Source organism: Amycolatopsis sp. (assembly GCF_036008905.1).
Taxonomy (GTDB): Bacteria; Actinomycetota; Actinomycetes; order Mycobacteriales; family Pseudonocardiaceae; genus Amycolatopsis.
Map to the genome: position 1 here is coordinate 1 of NZ_DASYMU010000045.1, position 22,655 is coordinate 22,655.

The window sequence follows — 22,655 nt, forward strand, 5'->3', positions numbered from 1 at the left end:
CCGTTGCCATGAAAGGGGAACTCCTGTGAACGGCCTTAAAGGCGCGTGGGCCGTACATGACGCACGGTACGCGTTGATGCCCACGAAAAACGCCTCGGATGACATGTGGGCACGGTTCTACGAGACGAGCGCGGACATGTACGAACGCGCCAAATCGCCCCGGTGGGCTGCCCGTGACCGACATTCGGCCATGGTCTACCGCTCACGTGCTCAGGCCAGAGAAGAACAGGCGAGCGGCCCTCTGTCGGCTGTCGGCAGGACGGAGGGCGCCACCGCGAACTGACTGTGCAGGCCGGACCACCCGAATAACCGCGAAGTGATGCGGGTGGTCCGGCTGGGTGCCACCACTGTGACCCCGATACCAGGGTATCGGGGTGCGTCGTGCTGCGCGGAACAAGATCACCGCGTGGTGTGGGCCGCCCTTGTGGAGGGGACCTCACAGAAGGGCACAACGGCATGGACACACACAACGACAACAACGGGCACACCGAGGACACCGACGGGATCGGGTTCGGTGGCGAATGCGGCTTCGTGGCAGTCACACCCGCGCAGGCACGCGGCGTGGTGGCGACCTACCGGCGCGCGGTGACGATGGCGGAGACGCTGCGGTCGGCGATGGTGCGGGCGGGGCTGGCAGACGTGGCGGTGACAGTGGTGGCGTCGTTGACCGACTCCGGGGAACCGGTCGTGCGGCTAGTGCTCACCGGTTCGGCACTACGGCAGATTGATCACCTGATCGCCGTGGGGCATCCACCCCCGGGATGGGCCGACGCGGCATGAGACAAGGCGGCCCGCCCGTCAACGCCTGGGAGTGGGGACCATCAGCCCCGACCGGCAATCAGTCCAGCTCCCGAAGTAGTCCCGCCGCCGGCGGCGCCGTTGTTCGCTGCCGCCGGCGGTTTCCCGGCGGAGTTCACGCACCGCTGGTCGGTGTTTGCCCGGTTTCGGCGAACTCAAGTCGTTTGGCAACCGAGACGGCTTGGTCGGCGAACCGTTCGTAGAAGCGGGCGACCAAGGCGAGGTTGGTGGCCGACTGCACTCCGTGTGGCCATCCCTTGCCTGTGATCGTCGTCAGTACCCGGGCGTGCAAGGTGTCGACGGCGTGATCGGTCATGTCCAGCTCAGCGAACGCGCCCGCAGCTCCGCCCTTGATGAGCTCGCCGACCCGATCGGCCATGCTCGCCGAGATCTCACCCAACTCCGTGAAGACATCCTCGAATTCAGCGGGGACCGTGTGCACCGGATGGGTGAAGCGGGCCGCATTGGCGATGTGCGCGGCGAGATCACCCATCCGCTCGATCTTCTCCGCGCAGTACACCGCACCGAGAATCGTGCGCAGATCCCTCGCGACCGGCGCTTGCAACGCCAGCAGCGAGTGTGCGTGGTCTTCGCACGCCCTGCGCGCCCCGTCCAGCTCCACGTCAGAGGTCAGCACCCGCTCCGCTAGCGGCAGATCAGCGGTCAGCAACGCCCGGCTCGCCTGCCGCATCGACTTGGCGGCCATCCCGCACATGTCGGCCAGTTGCTCGCCGAGCCGGGCCAGGTCGCCGTGAAATGTCTCCCGCATCCCGGGAGGTTAGCGCCTTGCCTGCGGGGGCACCGACCCCATTGACGAAACCCTTCCGGCGCCGAGTCAGGCGTCGGCCGGGACGATCCGGTACACGAGCTGGATGCTGTCGGCGCTGCGGCGGGTTTCTTCCATCGCCAGTGGTCGGCCGGTGGGGTCGGTGGCGACGCGGCGGGTGATGAGGATCGCTGCGCCGGGGGTGCTGTGCAGGCTGGCCGCGTCGTCCGGTGACGGGATGGTGGCTTGCACGCTCTCGGTCCAGGTGACCGTGATCTCCGCGTCGGCAAGCAGTGCGTAGACCTCGGCCGGGGTGCGGAACGGGTCGGTTTCCAGCGCGGGGACCTGCGCGGCGGTCGCCATCGGAACGTAGAGGCGGTGCAGCATCCGCCGATCACCAGACGACAACAGCCGGTCGACGGCGAACACAGGGGTGTGCTCGGGCACGCCGAGGGCCAGCGCGAGATCTTCGGTGGCGTTGGTCCGGTAGGTGGCGGCACCCTCGACCGGTTCCCACCCGTCGGTATCGGCGTCGGCGAACCGGGGGCCGTCCGGAGTGGCGGCGCGGGTGAGGGTGCGGGTGTCGGCGTGGCGGGCCCGTTCACGGCGGGGCCGGACGTAGGTGCCCTTGCCGTCGACCGAGGTCACTAAACCCTCGGCGACGAGCCGGGTGATGGCTTGGCGGGCGGCGTAGCGCGACACCCCGAACTGGGTGATCAGCTGCGTTTCACTGGGCAGCCAGTCGCCGGGGCCGAGGGCGCCGTTGCCGATCTGCTCGCGCAAGGCTTGCGCTGCGGCGTTGGTCTTGTCTTTCGCGGTGGCTGTCTTCGCCATGACGCAACTCGCGCCTCCACTCCTGTGTCTTCTCACCTGCGGGAACGTGTCGTTGTCGGCGCTGTGGCCGTGGTTGTCGTTCCGTGCTGTCTGGTGTCGTTTCCTGTCATCAGTGTTGCACCTATCGCACAGGTTGTCCATATGTCGGCGATTGGATGTGGGTGAGGTGTTGCGCACGCGTTCGAGTGAATGTACTCTACGTCGGCAACCTATTCGATAGGCTTTGCGTTAACTAGTTGAATCATCCGCCAACGGAAAGCAACCATCACTCATGAATACGCTCGTGACCTGGGAAAACCTACAAGCTCGCCTCTACCACCTGGGGTGGCTGGGCGAGGAACTACCGGAGTTCGTCTCCCGCAACACCGCCGGAGAGGACGCGCCGACCGGGGCGTGGTTGTTCCGGCAGATCATCCGCGAAGCCCGCGCGGTCGCGGCCATCGCCGCCGAATACGTCGCCGAGTGTGAGCGGGCCGGACTGTCCGGCCCGAACGGCACCACCCCCGCGCCTGCCGCATGGCACGTCGTGGACGAGACCCGGCCTGCGGACACCCCCGCCGAGGCTGCCCGTGCGGAAGATGTCGCGGGCCGGATTCCCGAGCCCCGCCCTGGGGCTGACGCGGCGGATCTGCGCACCCGTCACCAGGGCGGTGATGCACTCTGAACAACACCACCCAGAACAACGACCGGCGGAACCGTGGGTTCGCCGGTCATCCGCTCGTGCGCGGGACTATTACCCTGTTGGCCCGGACGTGGGCATTGTTCGGGCGGTTGTGCGCGGCCGTCGTCGTCGCGGTCGTGACCGCTGTATGTCGTGCCGCCTCTCCCGTCGCGCGGTGGGGCGTCAGCCGCGTCGGTAGGCCGGTCGCGGGATGGGTCGCCCGTCAGGTGACCTACTTCCCGTGGCTGGCCTACATTCTCACCCGCTGCGGGCGCGCCGCCCGCACTGTGGTGAGCGGTGCGCGCCGGGTAGTGGCGTGGCGGGCCTGGGTCAACCTTGGCCGTGCCGTGAGTGGGTCAGTCCGCGCTATGATCCGTTGCACCGCAACGGTTACACGGGCTGTGGCCCGCGTCGCGCGGCGGGCGCTGTGCGCGGTGTGGCGGTGGGCGCGGCCCTGCGTGCTGGACGCGGCGGGGTGGCTGGTCCACACCGCACCGGGGTTGCTCGCCCGGTTGTTGTGGCGGGCGGTGAAGGCCACGCCGGGTGTGGTGTGGTGGCTGGTCCTGAATTCGTCGGTGGCGACGGTGTGGCTTCTCGTCAAGCTCACCCGGTACGTCTCCGGATACACCGACTTCGCCGGGGTCGTCGCCCTGGCAAAGGAAGAGGGCCGCGTCAAGCAGGAAGCCCGGTTGCGCAAGAAGTGGCGCGAAACCGCGTGGACCCGCCTCGGGATCACTGCCGTGCTGCTGATCGCTGCGACCCTCACCGTGTCAGTCCTCGCCGACCGATACGGGCTCATCGTCCACTGGGGACTCGGCGCGGTCTACACCGTCGTGATGGCGTTGGTCGGCCGGAAGCTGCGCGGGCCGGGCGAGGAACCCACCCCCGAGGAAATCGAGAGGGCGGAGGGGGAGCCGTTCCCGATCGCCGACGCGCACACCCGCGCTGAAGCCGCCGACTGCGTGGCCCGCGCCGTGCGAGCCGAGGGTATCGATCTGCGGATGGCGGGTGACGCGGCTCGGCAACCTTGGGGGTGGCAAGTGCCGATCATCCTGCGGCGCGGGACCCCGGCGGCGGTGGTGGCGAAACTCGGCGAACTGGAGACCACCTTGGATCTCCCGTCTGGGGGTTTGCTGGCCGCGCCGGACCGGGCGCGGCGGGCGCGGGTGGTGCTGCGGCTGGCCGAACGCGACCCGTTCGCGTCGCTCCCGGCGGCGGTCAACCGGCCGCCCGCTTCGGGGTCGCTTGTGGACTCCCATGTGGTGGCGCGGCGGATGGACGGGTCGGATCTGGCGTTGAACCTGTTGGGTGCCAACACTGTGGTGATCGGGGTGCCGGGGTCGGGGAAGTCCCAGACGCTCCGTGCCCTCGCGGATGCGGTGTCGGCGTGCGAGGACGGGGTGGTGTGGGATCTCGACCCGTCTGGCAACGGTCTCGAAGCCCTCGGCGGCGGGGTGTCGCGGCGCGAACGGGATCACGCCGGGATCGAGGACGCCTTGGCGGATGCGGTCGCGCTGGCCGAGGCGCGGCCGAAGATGCTCACCGGTCTGTCCATGGGCGACGCGTGGGAGGTGTCCCATGAACGGCCCGGGGTGGTGGTGTTCATCGACGAGTACCCCCAACTCACCGACCGCGCGAAAACCCTCGCGGTGTCGTTGCTGCGGCTGGGCCGCAAGGCCCGGGTGACACTCGTGCTCGCGGCGGCCGAGGCCACCTCGGACACCTTGGGCGCGGCCATCGCCGATAGTGCGGCGTGCAAGATCCTCATGCCGTGTCGGCACGCGGACGTCCGGTTGGTGCTCGGGTCCAACATGCTCGCCGAAGGATGGCGACCCGACCGCCTCAACCCCGCCACCGGTGAGTCGGTGGAGGACGCGGGCAAGGCGTACGTGTACGCCGCCGGGGCCCGTGAACCCCTGATCGTGAAGTTTCGGCCGCTCGACGGCGACCGGGCCCGCGAACAAGGCAGCCACCGCGCGGCGGTCGGCCTGCCCTGCATCGACGCCGACTCCTGGACGGCCGCGCGTGCCCGGCGCACCGCCGCCGCCGACATAACGGGGGTGTCGGCCGGAACGGTCCAGGTGTCCGATGTGGATGGTCTCGGGGTGGTGGATCTGCTCACCGCGTGCGATGGGGAAGACCGGTTGTGGACTGACGAGATCCTGTCGCGACTGGCGACCCTTGCCACCCGGTACGGCGGGTGGGACGCCGAGGACCTCGCCGCGCTCATCCGACCGCTCGGGGTGGGTCCGGGGCAGATCAAACGCGAGGGCCGCAACCGCAACGGCTACGACCTGCGCGCCGTCCGGCAGGCGTGGGACACCCACCGCCGACGAGGCCCCGCCTGACCGGTACCCGCCTCTACCGGGCCGCTACCCGGTAGAGGCGGGTAGAGCCTCCGGTAGGCGCCCAAATATCCGCGCTGACCTGCCAAGTAGGCAGGTAGACCCCTGCGCGCGACGCCTTACCCGTTTCGGCTCGAACCCAAGTTTTCCGGCCGGAAACCACAGCCTCAGCCGGACTCGACACCTACCCCGCCCGGCTCCACGTCCGCCAATCCAACGAGGTGACACCACACTCTGAACGACCATCCGTCCGCCCACGACGAGAACACTTCGCACCACCCGTCCGGCACCACCCACCCCGTGATTCCGGAACCCCGCACGGCCGATCGCCGCACCCGGCAGACCGACCAAAGGGAAAGCTACGCCGAACTCCAAGCCCGCCTCGACGCCGAGGCGGTTAACCGGTGGGCGGTGATCGTCGCCGACTGGCCACCACTGCCCGACGAACAGATTCGGGCACTGGCGATGATCCTCAACCGGATCGACGCCCGCCACCACGGCGACACACCACCGCAGTGACACGACGTTGATCAGGCCGGGCCGTCCAACGAGGGGAGGGTTAGGACGGCCCGGCCCGATCAGCCTAGGACACCCGGTAGGGGTCCACACGGACTCGTTTCGCGGTGAACTTCCGAAACCCCGCCTTGTCCGCAGGGTCCAGAAAGATCCGGTCCCTGCCCAGCGCGTCACGGAGCATCGCGCGCCGCTCCCCGTTATCGGCGCGCTTCCACTTCTCCTCCGCTTCCTCACGGCTCATCGCCTCGGTAGGGCCCTCCGGGTTCCCACCGGTCAACTCGTCGCGCTTCGCGTACAACTTGGTCAACTCAGCTATCAACGGCTCGTTGGCTTTGTCGAACGCCTTCTCGCTCATCTTGTCCGCACCCCACTTCGCCGCGATCGCCTCCTGTCGCGCCTCGCTCGCGTCGATCTTGGTTTGCACCGCCGCGAGCCGATCCGAGATCAACGCCCGCGCCGCCTTGATCGCCGACGCCTGCTTCTTGTCGGTCAACCGAGCAAGCACCAGACCCCGCAACTCCCGATCCACCAACCGCGCGTCCGCCGCGACATGCCCGCACCCGCCCCGTGACTTGGTGCACCCGTACTGCCGCCGCCGCGCCCCGTCCGGGTACTCCCCGACATGCGGACGCCCCGACAACCCCTTACCGCACAACCCACACACCACAATTCCCGACGCCAAATAGCGCTCCCCTGCGGCACGCCCCGAGGTGCGACCCGCGAACAACGCCCGCAACCGCTCGAACTCCTCAGGATCAACAACCGGATCACCCGCCATCCGCCCCACGATGTCCCCGTCATGCTCCACCAACCCGGCATTACGTGGGCGCAACAGCACCGCCCGCACCGCAGATGGCGTCCACGCCTTCCCCGTCACCGTCAGCAACCCCGACTTGTTCCACTCCGCCGTCAGACCGACCAGGGTTGTCCCGGCCAGGACAGCGCTGGTCGCCGCGCGCAACGCCGCCCGCTCCCGCTCCACCAACACCGCTGGCACTGCCTCCCGGTCCTCGGTGCCCCGAGCTACGGTGCGGTCCAATCCGGCGAACCCGAACACCCGGCCCTGCTGATGCGGAACACCGTTGCGCCGCAACACATCGAACCGCCGTTTGATCCGCTGCGACGACTCATCCGACGACCGCTGGTTGTGCGCGACCTCCATCCGCAACTGATACCGGTCGTTGTAGTCCGACAGGTCGTACCGGCCGTGGGAGGAACCCAGCAGGAAGCTGTCGTCGATCAGCTTGAACAAGTCCTCAAGATCACTCGACAGGCGCACCGCACGGTCGGTATTCCAGATGACCAAGCCATCACACGCTCGCGCGGCGATCCGCTTCAACACACGGTCCCACCCCGGACGGTGCACCTTGGGGTTCCACGCCGACAACTTCGGGTCGTCGATGTCCTCACCCAGCACACCACCCAACCGCGAGATCACCTCGTGATTGTCGGCGTGCTGGGTCTCGACCTTCTCTAGCTTCCCCGACGGGTTGCGCGACAGCCGGGCGTACGAATCCAGCACCGGCCGCCGCCCACCCTGACCTGCACTAACCTGGTGACTGATACCCATACCAACCACCGTAGGTCGACAAGCACAGGTCCGCTAGAACACTTGTCGCCACTCACGACCCCACCTGGCCAGCGGAGACTTTCGCCGTGAGCGGATCACGGTGTTCCGCCGCGTTCCCGGAGGGGCGTCACGCCGTCGCCTTCGAGTTCGTCGTTGTACGCCGTGCGCCCGGTCATCGCCATGATCAGGGCCAGCGTGCCGCCGGAGACAAGTGGTCCGGCGCCGGTCGCGAAAGGACCGTCGGTGGCGACGAGACGCAGGCCGTCGATCCGTCCTCGGGCCAGCACCACGAGATCGGTGCCCCGGTAGTACTCGGCCACCGCGGTGAGTGTCCGGATCGGATAGTCCCGGCGCAGGCCCAGTGGCCGCCGGATGTCCTCGCCGTGCACGATCGTCTCCCCGAGCATCGCCAGTACCGGGAGAGGCGGTTTTGTCGTGCTCGTAACGATTTCGCGGAATCGTGCGTGCGTTTCGGCCCCGGACGCGCCCAGTTGCTCGGCCAGTCGCATCGCCACCTGCTTGTCGAAGTCGAACCGGCAGCGGAGCACCCCGGCCATCCACCGCACGGGGTTCAGCCTCGCCGACGACGAGAGATGCGCGAGCACTTCGCGCACGGTGAGTTCCGTGCACAGCGACGTCGTCGCCCACTGCTCTTCGGTCAGGTCCGCGAGATCGGCCGCCAGCGCCGCTCGTTCGGTGTGGACCAGCGGCCAGAGGTCGGTCACGCGGTCTGCTTTCGTCTGTGCCATCGGGGAGGTCTCCTGTCGCTGGTCATGAGCCGGTCGTGAGTGAGACTCCCGCCGCGGCCGGAAATCATCGCTCGCCGGCGTCTCCTGGCGAGACGAGTCCGGTTTCGTAGGCGAGCACCACGGCTTGTGCCCGGTCGCGGAGCGCGAGTTTCGCGAAGATGTGCGCCACATGGGTTTGACCGTCGGCTCGCTGAGCGTGAGTTCGGCGTTGGAGCGGCCGCGGCCCATCAGCGTCAATACTTCCCGTTCCCTCGGTGTCAGGACGGCGAGGGAACGGTGTGGCGGGGGACGGCGGTTCGACGCCACTCGAAGCGAAGCGTTCGACGAGCCGCCGGGTGATCGACGGCGCGAGCAGCGCGTCTCCGGTGTCGACCAGGCGCACCGCCGCGACCAGGTGTTCTGGGGTGACGTCCTTGAGCAGGAAGCCGCTGGCACCGGCGGCGAGCGCGGTGTAGACGTAGCGGTCGAGGTCGAAGGTCGTCAGCATGAGCACGCGGAATTTCGGGGCCTTGGCGAGGATCCGGCGCGTGGCCTCCAAGCCGTCCATGTTCGGCATGCGGATGTCCATGAGCACGACGTCCGGTTTCAGGTCGCGCACCGCCGTGACCGCCTCGGTGCCGTCGGCGGCCTCGCCGACCACGTCGATCCCGCCCGCGGTCAGGATCATCCGGAAGCCGATGCGCACGAGTGCCTGGTCGTCGGCGATGTCCACGCGCGGCTTGTCGGTCACGGTCGTGCCAGCGCGGAATCCGCCACCGAGCCGCTTTCGCGCGTCGAGGTCGGCCACACGCTCGCGCAGCCCGAGCAGACCCCGTTCCTCGCCGCGCAGCCCGTGCCCTGCGGCGGGAGCGGCCCGGTTGCCGGACAGCACACTGGGCCCGCTGTTCAGCACCTCCACCCGCAGGTAGTGGTCGGCGTAGCGCACCGTCACCTCGGCTTCCCCGGGTTCCGCCGCGAGCACCTGCCGGGCCGCCCCCGGCCTGGATGACCATCACGCTCACGTTGTGACTGACGATGTCGTGCAGCTCCCTGGCGATCCGGGCACGCTCGGCGTCGACCGCGCTCTGGGCGGCGCTTTCCGTTCCCGCTCCAGGAGCCAGCCACGTTCTTCGAGCGTCTTGGTGAAAGCCCGGCACGCCCGGCGGCCTGCCACCGGGAACAAGACCGCGGCCAGGCACGCCACTGCCGCCACGAGCCGCCATCCTGTCCACGATAGCCGTCGCCGGACAGCCCTCGTTCACCGTCGTCGGATTCGCCTACTCCGTGAGCGAATCGGCCGAAGCATGGGTGACGCCCGAGCAGATGACGGCGTTGCGGCCGACCGCCGTCCAGATGCTGTACCGCTTCACCCAGGCCGCGACCGCCGCCGAGGTCGACGCGGCCCAGGCGACCGCGACCGCGGAGCTGCCGCTGCTCGGCTCGCAGTCCTATCTCGCCGTCAAGGAACGCGTCACCTCCGAGGTTGGGGTGTACGTCCCGTTCCTGATGGTCTTCGGGTTTCTCGGGATCGCGGTCGCGGTCCTGATCGTCGCCAACATCGTCAGCGGCGCGGTCGTGGCGGGGTTCCGGCACATCGGCGTGCTGAAGGCGCTCGGTTTCCCCCTGGCCCAGGTGATGGCGGTCTACCTGCTGATAGTGTCGGTGCCCGCCTTCCTCGGCTGCGTCCTCGTGGGCGTGGCCCTCGCGTCCAGCGCTGGCTCGGCGGCACCCGGCTGCCGCGTTCGCTCAGGCTCGGACCGGGCCTGCCGTTCGCCCGCCCCGCGCGCAGTGCGCTGACGATGTCGGCCCTCGTGCTGGGGGTTATGAGCGTGACGCTCGCGACAGGGTCGACGATGTCGGTGGTCGCCTACCGCGACGGGGTCGAACCGCCCACGACCGACCAGGTCCAGCTCAAACCCGGCGCCGACGCACCGGCCTACGCGGCGGCCACCCAGGCCGGGGACCCGGGACTGCGGATCTTCCCTACCCGCGACGGCAGCTCGTCGATGGCCGCGGTCATCACTCGGTATCGAGGGGCACCGGCTGGTCGCCCCGGCCATGATCGAGGCGGGACAGGCCGACATCGCCGACTTCATGGTGGACGTCTACCACCTGCCGATGCTCGTCCTGCTGGCGCTGGCCGGAATTGCCATCGCGGTGCTCGGCGCGTTGCTGCCGTCGAGGAGCGCGGCGCGCATGACGGTCGCCGAGGTGCTGCACAACGAGTGATAGGTCCATTCCGGACAGTCGCGTGGGAGCCGGGAACCACCGCACTGATAATCTCGTTCCCCTTATGACGGACAGTGTTCGCGGGTGACGGGAAAGTGTTGATGGAACAGGGCCCGCGGGTCACGCAAGGAGCCGGTTCACTGGTGCGCAGGCCAGTGACCCAGGTGAGTGGCGGTGAAATCGGACCGCCCGTCATCGAGTTCTACCGGCGGCTCTCGCGCTTCCTCCTGGTGTACAAGTTCGCGGTCGAGGAACTGATGACGAAGTTGCGCATCCTCAGCGAGGAGTTCGACTTCGTCCATCGGCACGACCCGATCGAGCACATCACCAGCCGCGTCAAACGGCCGGAGGCGATCATGGAGAAGATGGTGCGCAAGGGCCTCGAGCCCGACGTCGACCTGATCGCCGACGGCCTGGACGACGTGGCCGGTGTCCGGGTGATCTGCCCCTTCGTCTCCGACGTCTACCGGGTCGCGGAAATGCTCGGGGGCCAGCACGACGTGACGGTCCTGCACAGCAAGGACTACATCGCGAAGCCCAAGCCCAACGGCTACCGGAGCCTGCACCTGATCGTGCGGATCCCGGTGTTCCTGTCCGATCGGGTCGAGCACGTCAAGGTCGAGGTGCAGCTGCGCACGATCGCGATGGACTTCTGGGCCACGCTCGAGCACAAGCTGTTCTACAAGTACGACGACCAGGTCCCCGCCGACTTCGCCGACGAGCTGGCCAGTACCGCGGCCATCGCCGCCCAGCTCGACGCCCGGATGCAGTCGCTGCACCAGCGCCTTCGCTAGACGCGGGCGGCGATCAGGCGCGCGCACTCCGCGTCTTCAGCATGCCGAGGTTGGCCCGCATCACCATGGACTTCTTGTGCAGCCGCACGTTGGCCAGTGCGGCTTGCATCGCGCGGGCCACGTGATGCGCGGGTGTGCCCGGCGGCGTCTTGACGCCGGGATGTGGTCCCACCTCGTAGACCTGCGGGGTCCACTGTGGATCGAAGGTGACCACGGCCGAGGTCCAGGGAACACCCGAGGAGATCTTGTCCAGCTTCGACGGCGTGGGCAGGTACTCGTCGAGGCGTTCGGCCAGGCCCTCCCGATGGCCCGGCACCAGCAGGACCCGTTTGTTCGCGGGCGGGGTGGTGCGGGCCTGCTCGACCTCCCACCACAGGCCTTCGCCGGTCCCCAGCCGCAGCACGTTGAGCTGGGACGGCTCCATCAGCCGCAGCACTCCGGCCGCCAGTCGTCGTACGGCAGGTAGAACCGCGCCGCGCCCAGGTGCGGCAGGGGCTCTTTGGGCTTGCCGAGAACAGCTGATCCGGCTGCTGCTCGAAGTCCTGCTCCGCGGGGACACCGGGGAGGCGGAAGCCGCGTTGCCGCGTTGCCGCGTTTCAGGCTGCCCAGGCCATCGTCGAGGACGTACTCGCCGGTGTGGTGTGGCCCGACTCTCCGGCCCGTAGCGAAGGGGTTGCGGGGTAAGGGAAACGCGACGAGGCCCGGCCGCTACCGTGTTCCGGCGTGAACGAGCCTTCGTACCTGACCACCACCCGGGCGTCCTACGACACCGTCGCCGACGACTACGCCGAACTCGTGAAAACGCTGTTCCGGAAGGACCCGCTCGGCCGCGCCATGCTGACCGCGTTCGGCGAACTCGTGGGACCGGATCGCCCGGTAGCCGATATCGGCTGCGGTCCTGGTCAGGTCACGGCGTACCTGGACGCGCTAGGGCTGTCCGCGTTCGGTGTCGACCTGTCGCCGAAGATGATCGAAATCGCCCGCCGGGCCTACCCGCATCTCCGGTTCGACGTCGGTTCGATGACCGCGCTCGACCTCGCCGACGGGGAACTCGGCGGCATCGTCGCCTGGTGGTCGATCTTCCACACCCCGCCCGAGGTGCTGCCGGTCGTCTTCTCCGAGTTCCACCGGACGCTGGCCGCGGGCGGGCATCTGGTGGTCGGGTTCCATGTCGGCGACGAGCATCTCCGCCCGGAGCGTTCGTACGGCCACCCGGTGACCTACGACGCGTACCTGTTCCGGCCGGACCACATCACCGAACTGCTGGGGCAAGCCGGGCTCGTCGTCACCGCGACGCTGGTGTCGGAGGGCAAGAAGTGGCCGCAAGCGTGCCTGCTTGCCCACCGGCCCGGGGAAAGCGTCGACATATTCCTCGGTGGGGCTACCTCGTGGCGTCGAGGATGAACCGGCCGACGGTCCGCGGGTGAGTGATCAGCGAGAGGTGCCCCGACCGCACCTCGATGGTCGTGGCCTTCATGCGCTTGGCGACGAACCGCTGGAGTTCGGTGACGGTGGTGCGATCCTGGGTGGTGATGAGGTACCGGCTGGGCTTCTGCGTCCAGGCCGCCACGGAGGTCTTGGTGGCGAACAGGGTTTGCGCGATCCGGCCTTGGACGGCGTACAGGACACGGGCGCGGGATTCGGGCACGCCGTTGGCGAAATCGTTGAGGAAGGCGTCCTCGGTGAGCTGCCCGAAGCCGTTTTGGAACACCAGTCCGGCGTTCGCCGGGGGAGTCGGGAACCGGGCCGCGAGCGCGGGGTAGTCCTCGCCCGCTTCGGGCGCGCGTGCGGAGAGATAGACCAGTGAGCTCACGGCCGGATGGTCGCCCGCTTGGCTGATCACGGAGCCCGCGTAGGAGTGTCCCACCAGGACGGTCGGGCCGTTCTGAAGGTCGAGCACGCGCTTGGTGGCGTCGACGTCGTCGGCCAGCGAGGTGAGTGGGTTCTGCACCGACGTGACCGTCAGCCCGGCCGCCTGCAGCTGCGGAATGACGTCGGCCCAGCACGATCCGTCCGCATAGGCGCCGTGCACCAGCACGACGTTGCGTACCTTGCGCTCACCGGGCGAGGCGACCGCGGCTGAAGCGGCGGGCGCCGCGATGGCGGCCAATGCCGCCGCTCCGCCTGCGGTGACCAGGTGCGAGAAGGTACGTCGAGTAATCATGAATCGAGAATAGCGGCGCGGAAGTCACATTGTCGTGCGGTGGTCGCCGTCGACGGATTTTGTCAGCATGTTTCTGCTGGCCAGGTGGCTCGTGAGTGGCAACAAGTGTTCTAACACTCGTTGCCACTCACGAGCCCACCGCATCGGCCGTTGTCGTCGGCGGCCGCCGGCTTGCCGACGTCGGTGAATTCCCCGGGACAACCCTAGGCGGGACACGGAACTTTCAGCTGGACCCCGGTAGGGTCCGGGGGTGGGGACGAACTCTTTCGACCAAGGTCTGCGGCTCATCCAGCACCTCGGCGGTGTCGAACGCCCGGCGGTGCTCGACCTCTTTGAGAGCCTCGGTGAAGCCGAATTCGGCGAACAATGCGTCGGATTCATCTACGGCGACGTCTACCATCGCCCCGGGCTTACCCTGCCGGAACGACAATTGGCCACGGTCGGCGCGCTGAGCGCGCTCGGCTACGCGACTTCCCAGCTCCAATTCCACGCGAAAGCGGCGTTGAAGGCCGGATGCACGCGGCAGCAGGTCCTCGAAGCGATCAACCAGGTCGGTTCGGTCACGGAAATTTCCGACGCGCTCGCGGCGGTCGAAGAGGCTTTCGCGGGCACCGAGGACGTTCCGGGCGAACGGCCCCAGTTGAGCCCGAAGCACCGGGAGATCGTGATGATCGCGGCCTGCACCGCGCTCGGGACCGCGGTACCGGAGTTGAAGGCGCATCTCCACGGGCTGCTCGACGTCGGCGGCACACGGCGGGAACTCGTCGAAACGTTGCTGCACTTGGCTTTCTACGCCGGGTTCCCGGCCGCGCTCAACGCGATGAGCGCGGCGAACGACGTGTTCGCCGAACGTTCCGGCTGACCCGGCAGAGCACGGTTTTGTCGTACCCGGCCTCTAGATTGGCCGCGTGAACCGTACCGATCGTCTCTATGCCCTGGTCGAAGAATTGCGGGCGGTCGCGCCCCGCCCGCGGAGCGCGCGCTGGCTGGCCGGTCGGTTCGAGGTCAGCGTGCGCACGGTCGAGCGGGACATGAACGCGTTGCAGCAGTCGGGGGTGCCGATCTACGCCGAGGCCGGTCGTACCGGCGGCTACTGCCTCGACAAGGCGCGCACCCTGCCGCCGGTCAACCTGACGCCGGGCGAGGCCGTCGCGATGGCGGTGGCGCTGCGGGGGCTGGAGGGCACGCCGTTCCGGGTGACCGCGGGTGCGGCGCTGCGCAAGCTGGTCGCGGTGATGCAGGGCGACGACGCCGCCGCGGCTCATGAGCTGGCCGGCCGCATCCACCTGCTCGGCGAGGCGGGCCCCACGCCGTCGATGCCGCGGATGGTGACCGACGCGCTGTCCACCCGCCGCGTCCTGCGCATCGGCTACGGCGACCGCGAAGGTGCCGTCACGCTGCGCGAGATCGAGCCACTCGGTTATGTCGGCAAGCCGGACCACTGGTATTTGATGGCTTGGTGCCGGTTACGCGGCGCCCTGCGCGCGTTCCGCATCGACCGGATCACCTCGGTCTCGGTCACCGCCGAGGTACCCGCGCCACGCTCGCTGCGCCGGGAGGACCTCGACATCCCGTACGGGGTCCTCTCTCAACTGACCTTGAGCTGACAGCCGGGCCGGTCCCGTGAAGGACCGGCCCGGCACAACGGCTCAGGCCTGGGCGGACGGCGGCGTGAACACCGCGAAGTGGTTACCGGCCGGGTCGAGCAGATGCGCGAAAGTCACGCCGACCGGGTTGACCTTCGGCGCACGCTGGACCTGCCCACCCGCCGCTTCGGTCCGGCGGCACGCGGCCTCGACGTCGTCGACCAGCACGGTGAAGATCGCGTAGCTGGGCATTTCGCCCTTTGTCGCGAACAGTCCGCCGCGCAGTCCGTCCGCGTCGCCCGTGGTGAGGATCCGGTACGCCGGATCCGTGCTCTTAGAGTCGTCGTGCGTGGCCGTCCAGCCGAACACGTCGCCGTAGAACCGCTCCGCGGCCGCCGGGTCGTCGGTGCCGATCTCGAACCAGCTGATGCCGTTGATTCCGGGCATGTCATCCCTCTCGTGGTGGAGCCAGGTGTTTCCCTGGCTCCACCACGATCTCCGGCGGCGGCGACAACCCCCTGTCGGTGTTTCCGCGCTAACTCAGCCCGACCTGGTCGCCGAGACGCCGCCTTCGAGCACCCGGTCGAGGCGGATCGGCAGGCTCCGGTGGCGTACCCCGGTCGCGTGCCACACGGCGTTGGCGATCGCCGCCGCCGTCCCGACGATGCCGACCTCGCCGACACCCTTGATCCCAGCGGGGTTGCTCGGGTCGTGGTCGGCCACCCAGCCGGCCTCGATGTCGGGGACGTCGGCGTGCGAGGCGAAGTGGTAACCGGCGAAGTCGGCGTTGACCTGTCCGCCGGACGTCTCGTCCCGGAGACCTTCCTCGTGCAGCGCCATCGACAGGCCCATGGTCATGCCGCCGATCAGCTGGCTGCGGGTCGTCAGCGGGTTGACGATCCGGCCGGCGGCGAAGATCCCGAGCAACCGCCGGACCCGCACCTCGCCGGTGGCCGGGTCCACCGCGACCTCGGCGAACTGGGCGCCGTGCGACTGCCGTTCCTGCTGCCCCAGCGCGGCGATCAGCGCGGTGGTGTCGGCCTTGCCGGTGATCCCACCCGGGGGAATGCCGTCCGCGGCGGCCAGTTTTGGCGCCAGGTCGGCCGCCGCCTCGGAAATCGCCCAGGCCCAGGACGAGGTGCCCCGGGACCCACCGGCCAGCCACGCCGGACCGAGGTCGCTGTCGCCGATCTTCATGCGGACGCGGTCGGTCGGCACGCTCAGCGCGTCCGCCGCGAGGAGCGACAGCGCGGTGCGGGCGCCCGTGCCGATGTCGGCCGCGGCGATGCCGACGGTGAACGTGCCGTCCGCTTCGGCCGTGATCGACGCCGAAGACGGCAATGAGCCGGCCCCGTAGGCTCCGGCAGCCATCCCGGTGCCCAGCAGCCAGCGGCCTTCTCGCCGGATGCCCGGCTTCGGGTCGCGGTCCGCCCAGCCGAAGCGGCGCGCGCCTTCTTGCAAACAGCCGACCAGATTGCGGCTGCTGAACGGAAGCCGGGAAACGGGCCCGGAAGCCGGTTCGTTGCGCAGGCGGAGTTCGACCGGGTCGATGCCGGTCAGTTCGGCGAGTTCGTCCATCGCCGACTCCAGGGCGAACGCGCCCGGACCGGCGCCAGGACCCCGCATCCAGCCGGGGGTCGGCAGGTTGAGGCGCACCACGGACGTCCGCATCCGGATGGCGTCCGCGGCGTACATCATGTTGGTGATCTCGGTGCTGTGCTCCACGTACTCGTGGATGGTGGACGTGAAGTTCGCCGACTCGTGGTCGATCGCCCGCAGGTGGCCGGTGGAGTCCGAGCCCAGTCGGATCCGCTGTTCGGTCGCGGGCCGCATGGTCGTCACCGAGAACACCTGGCGGCGGGTGAGGACCACCCGGACCGGCCTGGCGAGCAGGGTCGCGGCCATCACCGCGAACACGATATGCGGTCCGACCCCCTTGGAGCCGAAACCGCCGCCGACGTGTTCGGAGCGGACGCGGACGACATCCGCGTCGAGGTCGAAAAGCTTGGCCACCAAGAGGGAGACCGTGTGCGCGCCCTGGTTGGAGTCGACGATCTCGAGGCGGCCGTTCTCCCAGCGCGCCATCGAGGCGTGCGGTTCCATGGCGCTGTGGTGCGCTTCGGGCGTGGTGTAGCGCTGGTCCACCACGGCGGGGGCCGCGGCGATCTCGGCGTCGACGTCGCCGTGTCCCGCCTCGGGAGCCGGGGCGTAGGCGCCGGGATGGTCGACGGAGAACGCGGTGTCGTGCGGTTCCTCGTCGTAGGTGACGATCAGCGCGTCGGCGCCGGCCCTGGCCTGCTCCGGGGTTTCCGCGACCACCAGCGCCACCGGGCGGCCGACATGCGGCACCAGATCGTCCTGGAACAGCTGCAGCGAGGCGTCGGGACCGAACAGACCGGCCTCGGGGTTGAGGCGCATCGCGTTCTCGTGGCTGAGGATGCCGACCACCCCGGGCATGGCGAGCACCGCGTCGGTACCCAGCGACCGGATCCGGCCCTTGGCCACAGTGGACAGTACGAGCCAGCCGTGGGCGACGCCCTCGAACGGGATGTCGGCGGCGTACTGCGCGGCGCCGGTGACCTTCTCGCGGCCTTCCAGCCGGACACTCGAAGTGCCCACCGCGCCAGGGCTCACCGTGCGTGTGATGCTTTCGGTCATCGAGCTGCCTCCTCGGCGAGTTCGGTCAGCACGGCTACCACCAGGTTGTGCAGCAAAGGCACCTTGTACCCGTTGTGCGCCAACGGTTTCGCCGCGGCCAGTTCCGCGTCGGCGGCGGCACCGAACGCTTCGGCTGTCGCCGGTGCGCCGATCAGCGCGCGCTCGGCGGCATGGGCCCGCCACGGTCGTGACGCGACCGCGCCGAACGCGATCCGCGCTTCCCGCACCACGCCGTTGTCGACGCCGAGTGCGGCGGCGATCGAGCCGGTGGCGAACGCGTAGGACGCGCGCTCACGGACCTTGCGGTACCGGGAACGGGCGGCCACGGGCGCGGCGGGAAGGGTGACCGAGGTGATCAGCGCGCCGGCGGGCAGCGTGGTCTCCTGCTGCGGGGTGTCACCGACCTCCGGGTAGAACTCCGCCAGCGGCATCTCGCCGGGGCCGTCGACGGTCTCGTAGGAGATCACCGCGTCGAAGGCGGCCAGCGGGACGACCATGTCGGACGGGTGGGTGGCGACGCAGTGCTCCGACCAGCCGAGGATGGCGTGGTTGTGGTTCTCCCCGGTGATCGCCGAGCAACCGCTGCCGGGCTCCCGCTTGTTGCACGGGCTCGCGATGTCGGCGAAGTAGCCGCATCGCGTGCGCTGCAACAGGTTCCCGCCGACGGTCGCCATGTTGCGCAGCTGGCCGGACGCCCCGGCCAGCACGGCCTGGGCGAGCGCCGGATAGCGCAGCCTGACCTCGGGATGGGCCGCGAGGTCGCTGTTGGTGACCGTCGCGCCGATGACGAGGGCGCCGTCGCCGCGGAGTTCGATCCGGCCGAGCGGCAGGCCTCGGACGTCGATCAGCTGGTCCGGCGTTTCGACCCCGGCCTTCATCAGGTCGACGAGATTGGTGCCCCCGGCGAGGAAACGGGCGCCGGAGTCGCTTGCCAGCAGCGAGACCGCCTCGCGCACGCCGGTCGCTCGGCTGTAGCTGAATTCCTTCACGCCATCACCTTCGTCTCGGCGGTGACGGGGTTGCCCGCCGCTTGGGCGACCGCGCGCACGATGGCGGTGTACGCCCCGCAGCGGCACAGGTTGCCGCTCATGCGCTCGCGGATCTCCTCGGCGTCGAGCGCGGTTTCCGCGCCCGGGCGGACGTCGTCGGTGGCGGCACTCGGCCAGCCCTCGGCGTGCTCCTGGATGACGGCCACGGCCGAGCAGATCTGGCCGGGCGTGCAGTAGCCGCACTGGTAACCGTCGAGCTCGAGGAACGCTTCCTGCACCGGGTGGAGCTGGTCGCCGTCCGCGATGCCCTCGATGGTGGTGATGGCGGTGCCCTCGGCGGCGACGGCGAGCTGCAGGCAGGAGACGGCGCGACGGCCGTCGACCAGCACGGTGCAGGCACCGCACTGGCCATGGTCGCAGCCCTTCTTCGTGCCGGTCAGGCCGAGCTGTTCCCTCAGTGCGTCGAGCAGGGTGGTGCGGTTGTCGGCGGACAGCGTGTGCGTTTTTCCGTTGACGTGCAACGAGATTTCACTGCGGGTGGGTGACACCGTGTCTTCTCTCAGATTCGTCAGCACGCCGAGCAGAGATGAAGAGTGTGCTCAGCGCGGGAAGTGGTGGATTCCTCGTCGGCGCGTTCACACCTCGAACGAAGTGGAGACGCGTCCACTTCCGTCGAGCATAAGTTGCGAGGTCTCCGCTTCGCAACCACACGAACAGCGGGCGCGCCGGCCTCAAGCGAGCTTGCGCAGGCCGTCCATCGTCAGGTCCAGCAGTCGTTCGGCCTGGTCACGCTGGCTGGGCCTACCCGAGGCCAGCGCGATCCCGGTCAGGCTGGCAAGCACGTCGGGGGCACCCAGGTCTGCCCGGACAGTACCCGCGGAGACGCTGGCTTCCAGCAGTGAGCCGATGGCGCCGAGCAGCATCTCCTGGCTGTGCGCGTACGGGTTGTCGCCGGATTCGATGGCCGCGCGCAGGGCGTTCGCCATGCCGAGCTTCGCCGTCGCGTAATCGATGAACCGGCCCATCCACGCCCTGAGCGCTTCGTGCGGCTCGAGCCTGTCCCGCAGTTCCGGTGCCGCGTCGCACAGGCGTGTGAGCTCATTGCGGTACGCGGCGACGACCAGCGCTTCCCGGGTCGGGAAGTTGCGGTACAGGGTCCCGGCTCCGACACCGGCGGCCTTCGCGATCCGGTCGAAATTCGCGTCGAGCCCCTCCTCGGCGAACAGCCGGACGGCGGTGGACAGGATCTTGTCGCGGTTGCGCTGCGCGTCGACCCGCAAGGGCCGGCTCGGATCCCGTCCCATCCCGTCACCTCCTGCCGAATCCGGAAGCTCCCGGCACGCCGAACGCGAGTCTATGTCGGTGGACCGACGCGCCGGGCGGGCGTGGCACCCCACGATCACCCGGCTGATCGATATGCTCCAGAATAACGATCAAACGAACAACGTGCGGTGTGCGGCGAGGAGCTTTCGGATGCGGGAGACGAGCGACGTCAGGCGGCGGCGGATTCTGGCGGTCGTGCAGGCCCGTGGTGCTGCCCGGGTGCATGATCTCGCCGCCGAGCTGGAGGTTTCGGTGGTCACCGTGCGCCGGGACGTCGAAGAGCTGGCGCGCGCGGGCAAGCTGCGGCGCGGGCACGGCGTGGCCCGGTCGATCGTGCCCGTGGAGGAGGAACCCGCGCCCGCCGAAGCGGCGGAGCGGAGTGGGACGGTGGCGCTCGTCGTCCCGGAGCGGCACGCCTACCTGTACGAGGCCGTCCACGGGGCGCGCGCGGTGTTGGAGGAGGCCGGGATGCGGGTCGTCCTCCATATCGCGCCCCAGGTCCAGGGCGCGGAACGGCCGATCGTCGAGCGGGTGGTGGCCGACGACGTCGAAGGGCTGCTGATCGCGCCGCGCTGGCGGACCACCGCCGCCGAGGAAGCGGACTACGGCTGGCTGGCGGGAGCGGGCGTGCCCACGGTGATCATGGAGCGGCGCCCGCGGCCGGGCAGCGCGCTCCACGCGGTCGACTCGGTCTGCTCCGATCACTGGTACGGCATGCATCTCGCGGTGGAGCACCTTGTTTCCTTGGGGCATCGGCGGATCGTGCTCGCCGCGCGCGACGACAGCCCGACCGCGCGGACCCTGCGCAAGGCGTTCGGCGAGATCGCCGCGGCCTGCCCGGAGATCGACGATTGGACGGTCGTGCTGAGTGCGCCGGACGCCGGTCCCGATCCGGACGATCGCTCGGCCGCGCCGGTCGGGCTCGCGGAGCTGCTGCGCGAACGCGAGGCCACGGCCGCGGTGCTGCACGGCGACGTTGACGCGCTGATGCTGGTGCAGCAACTCGCCGACGACGGCGTGCGGGTGCCCGAAGACTGCTCGGTGGTGGCGTACGACGACGTCGTGGCCGCGCTCGGCAGCACGCCGCTGACCGCGGTCGCGCCGCCGAAGGACGAAGTCGGGCGCGTGGCGGCGGAGCTGCTTCTGCGACGGCTCGCCGAACCGCCGAGCTCGGACAATCGGCCCCGGCGGGTGGAGCTGCTGCCCGAGCTGAAAGTGCGGGGATCCACCAAAGCCTTGTCGTCCCACGAGAAATGATCGTTTGACCGTTTAATCTTCTTTTGATCGATCTATTGACCGCGAATCGCTCATGCGATCAGAATGCGTTGGTCGCGTACTGATCCGCAGGAGGCAACGATGCCCAGGCCGTGTCCTGGTCGAGTGAGCCGCCGGTCCCTGTTGGCCGCCGGTCTCGCACTCCCGTTGCTCGGCGCCTGTTCTCCGGGTGCGGGTGGGGTTTCCGCGAGCGGGCCGACGCGCATCACCTTCTGGTCGGCCCTGCGTGGCAGCCAGCAAGTGGTCGACGCGTTCAACCGCACGCAGCGCCGGATCCGGGTCGACTTCCGGCAGATCCCGTCGGGAAACCAAGGCGGGTACGCGAAACTCAGCAACGCGGCCCGCGCGGGCAACGCGCCGGACGTCGCCACCATCGAGTACCCGCAGGTGCCCGGCTTCGCCATCGACGGCCTCGCCCGCGACATCACCGCGCTCGTCAGTGACAGCCTGCGCGCGCAGCTACTGCCGCAAGCTCTCGCGCTGACGACGTTCGACAACCGCGTTTTCACCGTCCCGCTCGACGTCGAGCCGATGGTCATGCACTACCGCACGGACCTTTTCGAGCAATACGGGCTTCAGGTGCCGCGTACCTGGGACGAATTCGCCCACCTGGCCCGCACCGTGCGGGACAAAGCCGAGGGACGACGTCTCGCCCTCTTTCCCACCGACGGCGCTCTGCAGTTCGCCGCGTACGCGTGGCAGGCGGGCGCCCGATGGTTCGACATCGCGGGCGGGGCTTGGAACGTCTCGCTGGCCGACGCGCCGACCCGCACGGTCGCGGCGTACTGGCAGAAACTCCTCGACGACGGCCTGGTCTTCGCCAACGCCTCGGAGAGCCGGTTCAGCGACGCCCAGATCGGCCAAGGCCTGGTACTCGTCCGGCTCAGCGGTGCATGGGACGCGGGCGCGCAGATGAAGGCCCGGCCAGCGCAGAAAGGCAAGTGGGCCATCGCGCCGCTGCCCCAGTGGGACACCGATCGCCCGGCCGTCGGCACCCACGGCGGCTCGACTTTCGCTGTCACCAAGGACAGCGTGCATCCCGAAGCCGCCATGGAGTTCATCGAATGGCAGGTTTCGCATCCCGACGCCCTGCGCGCCCGGCTGTCCAGCGGCACCAGCAGCCAGTACCCGGCCGTCCCCGCGCTGGCCGCGGTCGGCAGCGCGGCCTTCGACCGGACCTACTACGGCGACCAGGACATCTACCGCCTCTTCGAAACCGAGACCGGAAAGATCCGCGACGGCTGGCGCTGGGGGCCGCGGATGACCGCCACCCAGAAGGTCATGCAGGACGGCTTCGCCGGCGCCGGAGCCGGCCAGGGCTTGATCATCGACGCCGTCCGCGACGCCCAGAGCGGCACCATCCCGGACCTCGAGGCACTCGGCCTGACCACCACCGAACACAGCAGCTGACCGGTGTTT

Annotated in this window: 23 protein-coding genes and 2 pseudogenes; 12 read left to right on the top strand and 13 right to left on the bottom strand. The window is 69.2% G+C overall.

From position 1 onward, the window contains the following. The first annotated feature begins 456 nt into the window (after positions 1-456). A complete protein-coding gene (locus VGP60_RS08700; RefSeq protein ID WP_327547384.1) occupies positions 457-780 on the top strand; it encodes a hypothetical protein in 324 nt (107 codons plus the stop codon). Between the two features lie 133 nt (positions 781-913). On the opposite strand, the gene VGP60_RS08705 is transcribed toward VGP60_RS08700, so the two are convergent. After that, positions 914-1,567, bottom strand: coding sequence for a phosphate signaling complex PhoU family protein (locus VGP60_RS08705; protein ID WP_327547385.1), 654 nt, complete (start codon positions 1,565-1,567; stop codon positions 914-916). Positions 1,568-1,633: 66 nt separating this feature from the next. Next, positions 1,634-2,398 carry a GntR family transcriptional regulator gene (locus VGP60_RS08710; protein ID WP_327547386.1) on the bottom strand — a complete coding sequence of 255 codons (765 nt, stop codon included), beginning with the start codon at positions 2,396-2,398 and terminating at the stop codon, positions 1,634-1,636. A 271-nt stretch (positions 2,399-2,669) separates the two neighbouring features. On the opposite strand from VGP60_RS08710, the gene VGP60_RS08715 reads away from it, so the two are divergent. The 3 genes from VGP60_RS08715 (at position 2,670) to VGP60_RS08725 (ending at position 5,923) form a co-directional block, all read left to right on the top strand. Next, complete coding sequence (locus VGP60_RS08715) at positions 2,670-3,062, top strand: hypothetical protein (RefSeq protein WP_327547387.1); 393 nt, start codon at positions 2,670-2,672, stop codon at positions 3,060-3,062. 398 nt (positions 3,063-3,460) lie between these two features. Further along, on the top strand, positions 3,461-5,407 hold the full coding sequence (locus tag VGP60_RS08720) for an ATP-binding protein (RefSeq protein WP_327547388.1): 1,947 nt from the start codon (positions 3,461-3,463) through the stop codon (positions 5,405-5,407). A gap of 297 nt (positions 5,408-5,704) precedes the next feature. Then, positions 5,705-5,923, top strand: a complete 219-nt coding sequence (locus VGP60_RS08725) for a hypothetical protein (protein ID WP_327547389.1) — start codon at positions 5,705-5,707, stop codon at positions 5,921-5,923. 64 nt (positions 5,924-5,987) lie between these two features. Here VGP60_RS08725 and VGP60_RS08730 read toward each other — a convergent pair whose 3' ends face one another. From VGP60_RS08730 to VGP60_RS08745, 4 genes and pseudogenes are all read right to left on the bottom strand, one after another. After that, positions 5,988-7,442, bottom strand: a complete 1,455-nt coding sequence (locus VGP60_RS08730) for a recombinase family protein (RefSeq protein ID WP_327547390.1) — start codon at positions 7,440-7,442, stop codon at positions 5,988-5,990. 143 nt (positions 7,443-7,585) lie between these two features. Beyond that, positions 7,586-8,239: a maleylpyruvate isomerase family mycothiol-dependent enzyme gene (locus VGP60_RS08735; protein ID WP_327547391.1), complete on the bottom strand. Its 654-nt coding sequence runs from the start codon at positions 8,237-8,239 to the stop codon at positions 7,586-7,588. A gap of 64 nt (positions 8,240-8,303) precedes the next feature. Next, positions 8,304-8,969, bottom strand: a pseudogene (locus VGP60_RS08740) (response regulator). A 274-nt stretch (positions 8,970-9,243) separates the two neighbouring features. Next, positions 9,244-9,441: pseudogene (locus tag VGP60_RS08745) on the bottom strand (hypothetical protein); the annotation flags it as partial. A gap of 61 nt (positions 9,442-9,502) precedes the next feature. On the opposite strand from VGP60_RS08745, the gene VGP60_RS08750 reads away from it, so the two are divergent. The 3 genes from VGP60_RS08750 to VGP60_RS08760 all read left to right on the top strand — a co-directional run bounded on the left by VGP60_RS08750 (position 9,503) and on the right by VGP60_RS08760 (position 11,241). Then, positions 9,503-10,015 (top strand): FtsX-like permease family protein, encoded by a 513-nt coding sequence (locus VGP60_RS08750; RefSeq protein WP_327547393.1) that lies wholly within the window; start codon positions 9,503-9,505, stop codon positions 10,013-10,015. A gap of 261 nt (positions 10,016-10,276) precedes the next feature. Next, on the top strand, positions 10,277-10,447 hold the full coding sequence (locus VGP60_RS08755; RefSeq protein ID WP_327547394.1) for a hypothetical protein: 171 nt from the start codon (positions 10,277-10,279) through the stop codon (positions 10,445-10,447). Positions 10,448-10,590: 143 nt separating this feature from the next. Continuing rightward, positions 10,591-11,241, top strand: coding sequence for a GTP pyrophosphokinase (locus VGP60_RS08760; RefSeq protein ID WP_414640311.1), 651 nt, complete (start codon positions 10,591-10,593; stop codon positions 11,239-11,241). A 13-nt stretch (positions 11,242-11,254) separates the two neighbouring features. On the opposite strand, the gene VGP60_RS08765 is transcribed toward VGP60_RS08760, so the two are convergent. Next, positions 11,255-11,665 (bottom strand): hypothetical protein, encoded by a 411-nt coding sequence (locus tag VGP60_RS08765; RefSeq protein WP_327547395.1) that lies wholly within the window; start codon positions 11,663-11,665, stop codon positions 11,255-11,257. A gap of 299 nt (positions 11,666-11,964) precedes the next feature. Between VGP60_RS08765 and VGP60_RS08770 the strand changes: the two genes are divergently transcribed. Continuing rightward, positions 11,965-12,645 carry a class I SAM-dependent methyltransferase gene (locus VGP60_RS08770; protein ID WP_327547396.1) on the top strand — a complete coding sequence of 227 codons (681 nt, stop codon included), beginning with the start codon at positions 11,965-11,967 and terminating at the stop codon, positions 12,643-12,645. Here the strand turns inward: VGP60_RS08770 and VGP60_RS08775 are convergent. Further along, complete coding sequence (locus tag VGP60_RS08775; RefSeq protein ID WP_327547397.1) at positions 12,623-13,405, bottom strand: alpha/beta hydrolase; 783 nt, start codon at positions 13,403-13,405, stop codon at positions 12,623-12,625. The two genes, VGP60_RS08770 and VGP60_RS08775, sit on opposite strands and share 23 nt — an antisense overlap. 250 nt (positions 13,406-13,655) lie before the next feature. Here VGP60_RS08775 and VGP60_RS08780 point away from each other — a divergent pair, with 250 nt between their 5' ends. Both VGP60_RS08780 and VGP60_RS08785 read left to right on the top strand, forming a co-directional pair. Further along, positions 13,656-14,267, top strand: a complete 612-nt coding sequence (locus VGP60_RS08780) for a carboxymuconolactone decarboxylase family protein (RefSeq protein ID WP_327547398.1) — start codon at positions 13,656-13,658, stop codon at positions 14,265-14,267. Positions 14,268-14,313: 46 nt separating this feature from the next. After that, entirely contained in the window at positions 14,314-15,012 is a 699-nt protein-coding gene (locus VGP60_RS08785; protein ID WP_327547399.1) for a YafY family protein, read from the top strand. Between the two features lie 42 nt (positions 15,013-15,054). Here the strand turns inward: VGP60_RS08785 and VGP60_RS08790 are convergent, their stop codons facing one another. The 5 genes from VGP60_RS08790 to VGP60_RS08810 form a co-directional block, all read right to left on the bottom strand. Then, on the bottom strand, positions 15,055-15,438 hold the full coding sequence (locus VGP60_RS08790; protein WP_327547400.1) for a VOC family protein: 384 nt from the start codon (positions 15,436-15,438) through the stop codon (positions 15,055-15,057). 93 nt (positions 15,439-15,531) lie between these two features. Next, on the bottom strand, positions 15,532-17,649 hold the full coding sequence (locus VGP60_RS08795; protein WP_327547401.1) for a xanthine dehydrogenase family protein molybdopterin-binding subunit: 2,118 nt from the start codon (positions 17,647-17,649) through the stop codon (positions 15,532-15,534). Further along, positions 17,646-18,638, bottom strand: coding sequence for a xanthine dehydrogenase family protein subunit M (locus VGP60_RS08800; RefSeq protein ID WP_327547402.1), 993 nt, complete (start codon positions 18,636-18,638; stop codon positions 17,646-17,648). Before VGP60_RS08800 ends, VGP60_RS08795 begins: the two co-directional genes overlap by 4 nt. Further along, positions 18,635-19,186 (bottom strand): 2Fe-2S iron-sulfur cluster-binding protein, encoded by a 552-nt coding sequence (locus VGP60_RS08805; protein WP_327547403.1) that lies wholly within the window; start codon positions 19,184-19,186, stop codon positions 18,635-18,637. Before VGP60_RS08805 ends, VGP60_RS08800 begins: the two co-directional genes overlap by 4 nt. A 183-nt stretch (positions 19,187-19,369) precedes the next feature. Next, on the bottom strand, positions 19,370-19,942 hold the full coding sequence (locus VGP60_RS08810; protein ID WP_327547404.1) for a helix-turn-helix domain-containing protein: 573 nt from the start codon (positions 19,940-19,942) through the stop codon (positions 19,370-19,372). Positions 19,943-20,111: 169 nt separating this feature from the next. On the opposite strand from VGP60_RS08810, the gene VGP60_RS08815 reads away from it, so the two are divergent. Next, entirely contained in the window at positions 20,112-21,218 is a 1,107-nt protein-coding gene (locus VGP60_RS08815; protein WP_327547405.1) for a substrate-binding domain-containing protein, read from the top strand. Between the two features lie 123 nt (positions 21,219-21,341). Beyond that, positions 21,342-22,646, top strand: a complete 1,305-nt coding sequence (locus VGP60_RS08820; RefSeq protein ID WP_327547406.1) for an ABC transporter substrate-binding protein — start codon at positions 21,342-21,344, stop codon at positions 22,644-22,646. The last annotated feature ends 9 nt before the right edge of the window (positions 22,647-22,655 follow it).

Bases quoted from the DNA above. Each gene is read 5' to 3' on its own strand.
- VGP60_RS08755 (WP_327547394.1), top strand. From the start codon at position 10,277: ATGATCGAGGCGGGACAGGCCGACATCGCCGACTTCATGGTGGACGTC.
- VGP60_RS08710 (WP_327547386.1), bottom strand. From the start codon at position 2,398: ATGGCGAAGACAGCCACCGCGAAAGACAAGACCAACGCCGCAGCGCAA.
- VGP60_RS08795 (WP_327547401.1), bottom strand. From the start codon at position 17,649: ATGACCGAAAGCATCACACGCACGGTGAGCCCTGGCGCGGTGGGCACT.
- VGP60_RS08765 (WP_327547395.1), bottom strand. From the start codon at position 11,665: ATGGAGCCGTCCCAGCTCAACGTGCTGCGGCTGGGGACCGGCGAAGGC.
- VGP60_RS08775 (WP_327547397.1), bottom strand. From the start codon at position 13,405: ATGATTACTCGACGTACCTTCTCGCACCTGGTCACCGCAGGCGGAGCG.
- VGP60_RS08700 (WP_327547384.1), top strand. From the start codon at position 457: ATGGACACACACAACGACAACAACGGGCACACCGAGGACACCGACGGG.
- VGP60_RS08735 (WP_327547391.1), bottom strand. From the start codon at position 8,239: ATGGCACAGACGAAAGCAGACCGCGTGACCGACCTCTGGCCGCTGGTC.
- VGP60_RS08705 (WP_327547385.1), bottom strand. From the start codon at position 1,567: ATGCGGGAGACATTTCACGGCGACCTGGCCCGGCTCGGCGAGCAACTG.
- VGP60_RS08810 (WP_327547404.1), bottom strand. From the start codon at position 19,942: ATGGGACGGGATCCGAGCCGGCCCTTGCGGGTCGACGCGCAGCGCAAC.
- VGP60_RS08715 (WP_327547387.1), top strand. From the start codon at position 2,670: ATGAATACGCTCGTGACCTGGGAAAACCTACAAGCTCGCCTCTACCAC.
- VGP60_RS08815 (WP_327547405.1), top strand. From the start codon at position 20,112: ATGCGGGAGACGAGCGACGTCAGGCGGCGGCGGATTCTGGCGGTCGTG.
- VGP60_RS08790 (WP_327547400.1), bottom strand. From the start codon at position 15,438: ATGCCCGGAATCAACGGCATCAGCTGGTTCGAGATCGGCACCGACGAC.